The sequence below is a fragment of the Pseudomonas lundensis genome (assembly GCF_001042985.1).
Lineage (GTDB): Bacteria > Pseudomonadota > Gammaproteobacteria > Pseudomonadales > Pseudomonadaceae > Aquipseudomonas > Aquipseudomonas lundensis.
In genome coordinates this window covers 208,662-216,436 of record NZ_JYKY01000005.1, presented here as the reverse complement: position 1 = coordinate 216,436, position 7,775 = coordinate 208,662, and the positions used below count along the sequence as shown (strand labels likewise).

Genomic DNA, 7,775 nt, shown 5'->3' with positions numbered 1-7,775 from the left:
GGCTCGCTGATGGCCTCTTCGCCTTTGAATGCCAGCACCGAAAAGGGCTGGTCGCTGCCCATGAGGGTCAGCTGGAAGCGGGTTTGGCGGCTAACGGTGGACATCCTTGGTTCCTCAGAAACTGAGGACGGGACGCTACAGGATTAGCTTAGGAATCACGTGTCAGACGATTCGGAATGTTTTAAAAGAAACGGGATCGGCCGGTGAATGACCGCCCCCCCCCTTACGCTACGTCCAGCGATCAGCCGCTGCGTGATCGCTGGCGCGTCCCTCCACCCAGCGCGGGCCGTCGGGAGTGTGTTCTTTTTTCCAGAACGGCGCCCGGGTTTTCAGGTAGTCCATCACAAAGGCACACGCGTCGAACGCCGCTTGCCGATGGGCGCTGGCGACGCCCACAAAGACGATGGGCTCTCCCGGTTGCAAGGCGCCCACGCGGTGCAGCACTTCAAGTTTGAGCAACGGCCAACGCTGCTCGGCCTCGATGACGATCTTGCCCAGCGCTTTTTCAGTCATGCCGGGGTAATGCTCCAGAAACATGCCTGCCACGTCGCGACCGTCGTTGAAGTCGCGCACATAGCCAACAAAGCTGACCACGGCGCCCACGCCTGCGTTGGCGGCATGCAGGGCGTTGACCTCAACGCCAGGGTCGAACGCCTCTGTCTGGACGCGAATAGCCATGTTCAGCCTCCCGTAACCGGCGGAAAGAACGCAACGTCGTCGCCGTCTGCCAAGGGTTCAGCGAGTTTGCACAGGTCTTGGTTACGCGCACACATCAGGTTGGACTCAGCCAGTACGTCCCACGCGTTGCCACGTTGCAACAGGTGCGAGCGCAGCTCTGCAATGGACGAAAAAACGCCTTCGACCTGCTCGCTGTCCCGCCCCAAGGCTTCACGGTAACGGGCGAAATACATGACGTTGAGCTTCATGACGCATCGGCCTTGAAATGCCCGCTCTTGCCGCCACGCTTCTCCAGCACGCGCACGCTTTCGATGGTCATGCCGCGGTCGACGGCCTTGCACATGTCATACACGGTCAGTGCCGCAACGCTGGCGGCGGTCAAGGCTTCCATCTCGACGCCGGTCTGCCCGCAAAGCTTGCAGCGCGCCACGATCAACACGGCATCGGAGCCCTGCGCGCTGAGTTCGACCTTGACCCCGGTCAGCATCAACGGGTGGCACAGGGGAATCAGGTCAGAGGTTTTCTTGGCCGCTTGAATGCCAGCAATACGCGCCACGGCGAAAACGTCGCCCTTGGGGTGGCCGCCACTGACGATCATGTCCAGCGTTTCGGGGCGCATGCGCACCACGGCCTGGGCCGCCGCCTCGCGAAAGGTCACGGCTTTGTCGGTGACATCCACCATGTGGGCACGACCTTGTGAATCCAAATGAGTCAGCACTGGGTTACTCCCTTCAAGTGCGGCGATTGTAAACCCGCCTCTGCTGCCTGCGCACCCTCGATCGCCCAGCAGCCTCTATGCCTTATGGCTCAAGGCCTGTAGCCAGGCGATCCACCTCGCGAATATCGCGCATTAGAACAAAGAATTGGCCCTGTTTTTATATTCGCCGTACAAGATTAAAAAAAAGGACGGCACGCACCATGAGTTTATTTGTATCCATTGTCTTGAGTTTACTGGCGGGTTTTGCAGTGCCCTTGCAAGCAGGCACTAACGCCAAACTGGGCGTGTTATTAGGTCATCCCTTATGGGCCACTGCCGTGTCGTTGGTGGTCAGTTGTATTGCCGTGATGGTGGTCATGCTGATTTTTAAAGTACCTCGTCCCAATATTGCCGCCCTGCAAGCAGGTCCTTGGTGGATCTGGTGTGGCGGCATTGCCGGTGTGTTGTATATCACCGCCGCCCTGATATTGGTGCCGCGACTGGGTGCACTCAACTTCATCATGGCCGTGATTATCGGCCAACTGACCATCTCGATAATGATTGATTACTTCGGGTTAGTGGGCTTACCCAAACAACCCCTCAATCTGCAAAAAATCATTGGCGTCAGTGTGGTACTGGCCGGTTTTTTAATTGCGGTACGCAGTTAATCCGCGATGCGTTTAAAGGCAACAACTTCACCCACCGGCCTTTATCAGGGGTCGGCATTTAATAACAGCAATCACACTTAATAGGTGAGCAATGAGTTCTTTTACCGCTTATGACGCCATTGGCGATCGCTTTGAAGTCTTCACCGACACCGCATCGCAACGTTCCGTTGAAACCGAAACGTTCTTTCATATGGTGGGTGATGTGAAAGGCAAGTCCGTTTTGGACCTGGCCTGCGGTTATGGGTATTTCGGCCGTGAGCTGTACCGTCAGGGCGCGTCGCGGGTGGTGGGGGTTGATATCTCGCCGTCGATGATCGAGCTGGCGCGCAAGGAGTCGGCCCGTAACAACGAGGCCATTGAGTTTCACGTGGCCAACGTCTGCGAGATGCCGGTGATGGGCCAATTTGAACGCGTGACCGCTGCCTGGCTGTTCAACTACGCCCAGTCGCCCGCCGAATTGGAAGCGATGTTCTACGCCGTTGCGCAAAACCTGCAGCCCGGCGGCAAGCTGATTGCCTACACCGTCGACCCCAGTTTCCGCCTTGAAGACGGCAACTTCACCAAGTACGGCGTACACGTCAAAAGCGAAAACCCTCACGAAGGCGGATTCCGCTGCTCTTCAGAATTTGTCACCACGCCACCCAGCGAATTCACTTTTTACCGCTGGAGCCACGAAGACTACGAACGGGCCATCCGCAAGGCGGGGTTCAGCGACTATCACTGGCAACGCCCGTTGATCTCCAAAACCAATCGCCAGAAATTCCCGGAAGGCTATTGGGGTGACTTTGAGCGCAACTGTTTGCAAACCGGCCTGGTCTGCACCCTCTGACACCTTTTGCATCTGTAGTGGAGTTCGACGTGTCAAACACATCCAAGGCGTTTCCCCACTGGCCGGTATTTGACGGCCCGCTGACCGCGCAAATGACTGACCGCCAATTAATGGGGCTCGAAGAGCACTTCCAGCCGGGGCTCAACCTGGCCTTGCCGCTGGCTGAGTGGCAGCAATTGACTCAAGCGCCAGTCAGCCTGCTGACGCGGCGCGTGGAAGACCCGCACGCCGCGCTGCCGATCCGCCTGGCGGCAGGCCGCTACCTGGCCGAGACCCTGGACCCGCGTCTGGATGTGCTTAACCCGCCGATGATCCGCATCGAAGGCGGCCAGATAGAAATCGGGCTGGATCAAGCCAAGGTCGACAGCGTCATGGACAGGATGCAAGGGCTGGGGTTAGACCGAAGCTGGATCGAAAAGGAAGTACCGCGCCACACGGTGCAGCTTCAACCCTATGCCATCGGCAAATACCCGGTCACTAACCTGGAATACAAAGCTTTTCTTGAAGATTCGCTGGAACCGCGTATTCCGACCAACTGGGCATTTGGGCAATTCCCGGTGGAACGTTCGAACCATCCGGTCTACGGCCTCACCGCAGAAGACGCCGATGCTTACGTGGCCTGGTTGAGCCTGCGCTCGGGGCGCGCCTTTCGCCTGCCGACTGAAGCGCAATGGGAATACGCAGGCGCGGGGCCGGAGAACCTTGAGTTTCCGTGGGGTGAGCGCTTTTTGCCGGAACACGCCAATACCGCCGAAATGGGCATTTTCAACACCACCCCGGTGGGCATGTTCCCCCTGGGCGCCTCGCCCTTCGGCTGCATGGACATGGCGGGCAACGTTGAAGAATACGTGGCCGACGACTATGCCCCCTACCCCGGCGGACACGCCATCAGCGATGACCTGGTCACCGTGGTAGGCAACCACCGCATCGCACGGGGCGGCAGCTTTACACGGTTTCGCGACCTGGCCCGCAACTGCCGTCGGCATGGCAAATACCCGCGCGAAATTTATGTCATGGGCTTCAGGCTCGCTGAAACGCTGTAACCCAAACTAATAAAAATCCGTTAATAGGAAAGGAATTCTATGAACCCGCTGCGCGTTAGAAACCAGGTTGATATCCACCTGAATGAATCGGGTATCCCCGGTACGTTTTACAGCTTTACGGGGCTGGAAGCCGACAAGGAACATATCGTTATCAAACTGGGTCCGGCGTCGATCAATAGTCCTTTGGTGCGTTTGCACTCTGAATGCCTGACCGGAGATGTCTTCAGTTCCCAACGCTGTGATTGCGGCCCGCAATTGTCCGAGTCCATCGAGCGCATGCACGAAGAAGGCGGTTATTTGATTTACCTGCGCCAGGAAGGCCGCGGGATTGGCTTATATGCCAAGTTGGACGCCTATCGCCTGCAAGACACGGGCATGGATACCTTTGAAGCCAATCAACATTTGAACTTTGGTGAAGATGATCGCGACTTCACGGAAGCCGCCCATATGTTGAAAGCACTGGGGGTGCAACATTGCCGGGTCATTACCAATAACCCGGACAAAGTAATCGCCCTGCAAAACAACGGCGTGCAGGTGGACGACGTGATCCCGACCGGGGTGTTTTTGACCCGGCACAACCGGCCTTATTTACAAGCCAAGATCAATAAAAAGAATCACCACATCAACTTGTTCAAATAAGTCCGTCCGTTAAATACCCGCCGGTTCTTTGCAGGGGCCCCGTTATTTATCGTCTGTGGCAGCCCTTGCAAACAATCGGTTTTTAACGGCACGGCATGACGCACTTTTACCTATTCAGGATGAATACACATGAAGCACTTCGGCCCGATCAGCGGTATTGCCACGTTTAAAGATTTCTATGTCGCCACTGCCGGTTATGACAATCAGGTCATTTTGTGGGATGCCACCACCAAAACCCCGATTCAGCGCGTGGTGCATGACCACCTGGCCAACCAGTGCGCGTTCAACCCCACCGGCACCCTGCTGGTCAGCGCCAGCAGTGACTACACCGCGCGCGTCTGGGAAGTCCCGAGCCTGCGCATGAAAGCAGTGCTGATCGGCCACGATGACGACATCGAAATGGCTGCGTTCTCGCCTGACGGACAAACCATCGCCACCTGCTCACGCGACCATACGCTGCGTCTGTTCGACCTCAATGGCCGCACCCTGCGCATCCTCCAAGGCCACACCGCCGATGTTATTTCAGTGTGCTGGGCCGCTGACGGCGCCACGCTGGTTTCAAGCAGCGACGACGGTTCGATCCGCCGCTGGGACGCCATGACCGGCGCACAACTGGAAATCATTGACCTGGGCGGGGTTGAAACCGACACCGTGGCCCTGTCGCGCGACGGCATCATTTTCGCCGGTGACGACGAAGGCAAAATCTCGCTGATCAGCGCCCAGGGCACGTTCCTGCAACCGGCTCACACCGCGGGTATCAAGCGCATCATCTGGGACGACGCCCAGCGTCTGTTGATCAGCCTCAGCTATGACCGCTCCGTGATGCTCTGGCACCTGAACAGCCAGAACCGTCTGGAAAAAACCGCCGAAACCTCACTGCCCAGCATCATCTGGCCACGCAGCTGCGCCCTGCTCGGCACAGACCGTATTGCGTTCGTGACCTTCGGCTCATGCTATGCCACCTGGAACTTCCGCACCCAGATCTGGGACCTGGACGGCATCGAACCGGCCATCAGCCTCAACGCCGTGGCCTTGGTCAACGATGACATTTTCAGCATCGGGGATGCGGGCATCCTGCACGTCAACGGCGTGGCCAACACCCAGGCCGGCAGCCTGTGCAACTTCCTGCTGCCGTTCGGCGACAGCGTACTCACCGGCGGCCAGATGGGCACGGTGTTCGACGCCCGCACCGGACAGGCCCTCTACCAGCACCGCTCGCCCCTGAACTGCGGCACCACGTTCATCAAAGACGGTCAGCTGCACGCGGCCATCGGCACGTACACCGGTGAAGCGCTGATATTCAAACTGGACCATCAGCAGCCCGTCTTCCTCACGGAAGTGGCCATGCACGACAACGCCATCAAAGGCATTGCCGCTGACGAAACCTTCATCTTCAGCGTGTGTGCCACCGCAGCAGCGGCGTTCTTCACCATTGACGACTTCACCGAACACACCTATCTGGACAAGGCGCACGACCGCATCTCCAACGGCTGCACGCAAATTGAGGGCGGATTCGCCAGCATCGGCCGCGACCTCAAACTGCGCCTGTGGCGCAATGGTGAAAGTGAAGTCTTCGAAACCCCGCACAACCATTCCATCAAGTGCATCGCGGTGTCCAAGGACCAAAACCTGATCGCTACCGGCAGCTATGGCGGCACTGTGGCCCTGTTCGATGTGCGCACCGGCCTTTGGGAGAAGTTCGAGAAGCCGACCGCCAGCGGCATCTCCTGCCTGACCCAGGCGGCCAACGGCAACGGTTTTCTGGCCAGCGCCTACGACGGTCGCATTTACCCGATCACGGCGCGTGCAGGCAGGCCACTGCTGTCATGACCTATTTCACCGAAGTCGACTTTCAGCACATGCAACACGCGCTGTCGTTGGCTGAGCGTGGCAGCCACTCCACCTGGCCCAACCCTCGGGTGGGCTGTGTGATCGCTCACGGCAATTGCGTCGTGGGCGAGGGTTGGCACCGGCGGGCGGGCGGGCCGCATGCCGAGGTGTTCGCCTTGCGTCAGGCAGGCGCCCTGGCCAAGGGCGCCACCGCCTACGTGACGCTGGAACCGTGCAGCCACATCGGCCGCACGGGGGCCTGTCATCAGGCCTTGATCGAAAGCGGTGTCAGCCGAGTGATCGTAGCCCTTGAGGACCCGTTCAAACAGGTCAATGGTCAAGGGATTGCCGCACTGAGGGCCGCGGGGATCGAGGTCAAGGTGGGGCTGATGCGCGAAGCGGCGAGTGAGTTGAATCGCGGTTTTCTGTCGAGCATTCAGCACCAGCGCCCGGCTCAGGTCGCGGGGGCTGCATGACCGACCACCTGCCGCACTTGCTCGCGCAGCCACCTATGCGCCGGGTCTTCGCCGAAACGGTTGTGCCAGAGCTGCACAAACGGGAACGGCGGAATCGGCAACGGCGGGCTGAGGCTGACCAGTTCTTCATCGAGCAACGCGTTATCCAGCGTGCGGGTGGCCACGGTGAGTATCAGGTCGGTGTTGCTGATCATGCTCGGGGCGGTCCGCCAGTGCGGGACACTGACTGCGATGCGGCGCTGCAAGCCTTCGTCACGCAGCAGGCGGTCGATTTCACCGTTCGAACAACCGTCCACCGACACCGAAATGTGCGGGCGCAACAAGTAATTGTCCAAATCCAGTTGGCCGTTGGCCGGCAAGGTGCTGCGATCCAGCAGACAGGAGAAGGTTTCTTCAAACAGCACCTCGCTGGAGATGTCCGCGCTGAGGTTGGGAAACACCCCCAACGCCAGGTCGATCTTGCCTTGGGCAATCTGTTCGAGCATGCCGTGGCGGCTGTCCTGGGTCACGACCAGCGTGGTGTTCGGCGCCTCGGCGCGCAGTTGCCGCAACAGCTTGGGCAACACGATCGCCGCGCCGTAATCAGACATCGCCAGGCGGAAGGTGCGGTGAGAATTGGCGGGCACAAAGTCAATCGACTTACCGAGCAGGATTTCAATCTGGCTGAGGATTTCCTTGAGCGGCGCCTGCAGGTTTTGCGCCAGGGCACTGAGCACCACTTCGCTGCCCTGACGGATCAGGATCGGGTCGTCGAGCAACACCCGCAGTTTGCTCAGAGAGTGACTGATGGCCGGCTGGCTCAAATGCAGCCGGGCCCCGGTGCGGGTGACGTGCTTTTCGGTCAGCAGCGCGTCGAGCACCACTAACAGGTTCAAATCAATATTGCGCAGTAAAACCATGACCATCCTGTCATTC

Annotated in this window: 10 protein-coding genes; 6 read left to right on the top strand and 4 right to left on the bottom strand. The window is 58.9% G+C overall.

Annotated elements, in window-relative coordinates; genetic code table 11:
• Positions 1–228: 228 nt before the first annotated feature.
• From moaE to moaC, 3 genes are read right to left on the bottom strand one after another with little or no spacing between them, the layout of a single operon-like run.
• Positions 229–678 (bottom strand): molybdopterin synthase catalytic subunit MoaE, encoded by a 450-nt coding sequence (gene moaE, locus TU74_RS06505; protein WP_047273475.1) that lies wholly within the window; start codon positions 676–678, stop codon positions 229–231.
• Positions 679–680: 2 nt separating this feature from the next.
• On the bottom strand, positions 681–926 hold the full coding sequence (locus TU74_RS06500; RefSeq protein WP_048375642.1) for a MoaD/ThiS family protein: 246 nt from the start codon (positions 924–926) through the stop codon (positions 681–683).
• A complete protein-coding gene (moaC, locus tag TU74_RS06495; RefSeq protein WP_047292412.1) occupies positions 923–1,396 on the bottom strand; it encodes a cyclic pyranopterin monophosphate synthase MoaC in 474 nt (157 codons plus the stop codon). Before moaC ends, TU74_RS06500 begins: the two co-directional genes overlap by 4 nt.
• Before the next feature lie 200 nt (positions 1,397–1,596).
• On the opposite strand from moaC, the gene TU74_RS06490 reads away from it, so the two are divergent.
• The 6 genes from TU74_RS06490 to ribD all read left to right on the top strand — a co-directional run bounded on the left by TU74_RS06490 (position 1,597) and on the right by ribD (position 6,860).
• On the top strand, positions 1,597–2,043 hold the full coding sequence (locus TU74_RS06490; RefSeq protein WP_047292410.1) for a DMT family transporter: 447 nt from the start codon (positions 1,597–1,599) through the stop codon (positions 2,041–2,043).
• Between the two features lie 91 nt (positions 2,044–2,134).
• The gene (locus TU74_RS06485; RefSeq protein WP_048375641.1) at positions 2,135–2,872 is read left to right on the top strand and encodes a class I SAM-dependent methyltransferase; all 738 of its coding nucleotides are present in this window, start codon (positions 2,135–2,137) and stop codon (positions 2,870–2,872) included.
• A gap of 92 nt (positions 2,873–2,964) precedes the next feature.
• Entirely contained in the window at positions 2,965–3,915 is a 951-nt protein-coding gene (locus TU74_RS06480) for a formylglycine-generating enzyme family protein (RefSeq protein ID WP_048375661.1), read from the top strand.
• Between the two features lie 39 nt (positions 3,916–3,954).
• Positions 3,955–4,554, top strand: a complete 600-nt coding sequence (locus TU74_RS06475; protein WP_047273470.1) for a GTP cyclohydrolase II — start codon at positions 3,955–3,957, stop codon at positions 4,552–4,554.
• 129 nt (positions 4,555–4,683) lie between these two features.
• Positions 4,684–6,384, top strand: coding sequence for a WD40 repeat domain-containing protein (locus TU74_RS06470; RefSeq protein ID WP_048375639.1), 1,701 nt, complete (start codon positions 4,684–4,686; stop codon positions 6,382–6,384).
• Positions 6,381–6,860, top strand: a complete 480-nt coding sequence (ribD, locus tag TU74_RS06465) for a bifunctional diaminohydroxyphosphoribosylaminopyrimidine deaminase/5-amino-6-(5-phosphoribosylamino)uracil reductase RibD (protein ID WP_241485546.1) — start codon at positions 6,381–6,383, stop codon at positions 6,858–6,860. The genes TU74_RS06470 and ribD overlap by 4 nt, the downstream gene beginning before the upstream one ends.
• Here the strand turns inward: ribD and TU74_RS06460 are convergent.
• Entirely contained in the window at positions 6,839–7,765 is a 927-nt protein-coding gene (locus TU74_RS06460; RefSeq protein WP_047279844.1) for a LysR family transcriptional regulator, read from the bottom strand. The genes ribD and TU74_RS06460 overlap by 22 nt on opposite strands.
• Positions 7,766–7,775: the final 10 nt, after the last annotated feature.

Coding starts and splice junctions, on each gene's coding strand:
- moaE (WP_047273475.1), bottom strand. CDS start 678: ATGGCTATTCGCGTCCAGACAGAGGCGTTCGACCCTGGCGTTGAGGTC.
- TU74_RS06500 (WP_048375642.1), bottom strand. CDS start 926: ATGAAGCTCAACGTCATGTATTTCGCCCGTTACCGTGAAGCCTTGGGG.
- TU74_RS06490 (WP_047292410.1), top strand. CDS start 1,597: ATGAGTTTATTTGTATCCATTGTCTTGAGTTTACTGGCGGGTTTTGCA.
- TU74_RS06485 (WP_048375641.1), top strand. CDS start 2,135: ATGAGTTCTTTTACCGCTTATGACGCCATTGGCGATCGCTTTGAAGTC.
- TU74_RS06480 (WP_048375661.1), top strand. CDS start 2,965: ATGACTGACCGCCAATTAATGGGGCTCGAAGAGCACTTCCAGCCGGGG.
- TU74_RS06475 (WP_047273470.1), top strand. CDS start 3,955: ATGAACCCGCTGCGCGTTAGAAACCAGGTTGATATCCACCTGAATGAA.
- TU74_RS06470 (WP_048375639.1), top strand. CDS start 4,684: ATGAAGCACTTCGGCCCGATCAGCGGTATTGCCACGTTTAAAGATTTC.
- ribD (WP_241485546.1), top strand. CDS start 6,381: ATGACCTATTTCACCGAAGTCGACTTTCAGCACATGCAACACGCGCTG.
- TU74_RS06460 (WP_047279844.1), bottom strand. CDS start 7,765: ATGGTCATGGTTTTACTGCGCAATATTGATTTGAACCTGTTAGTGGTG.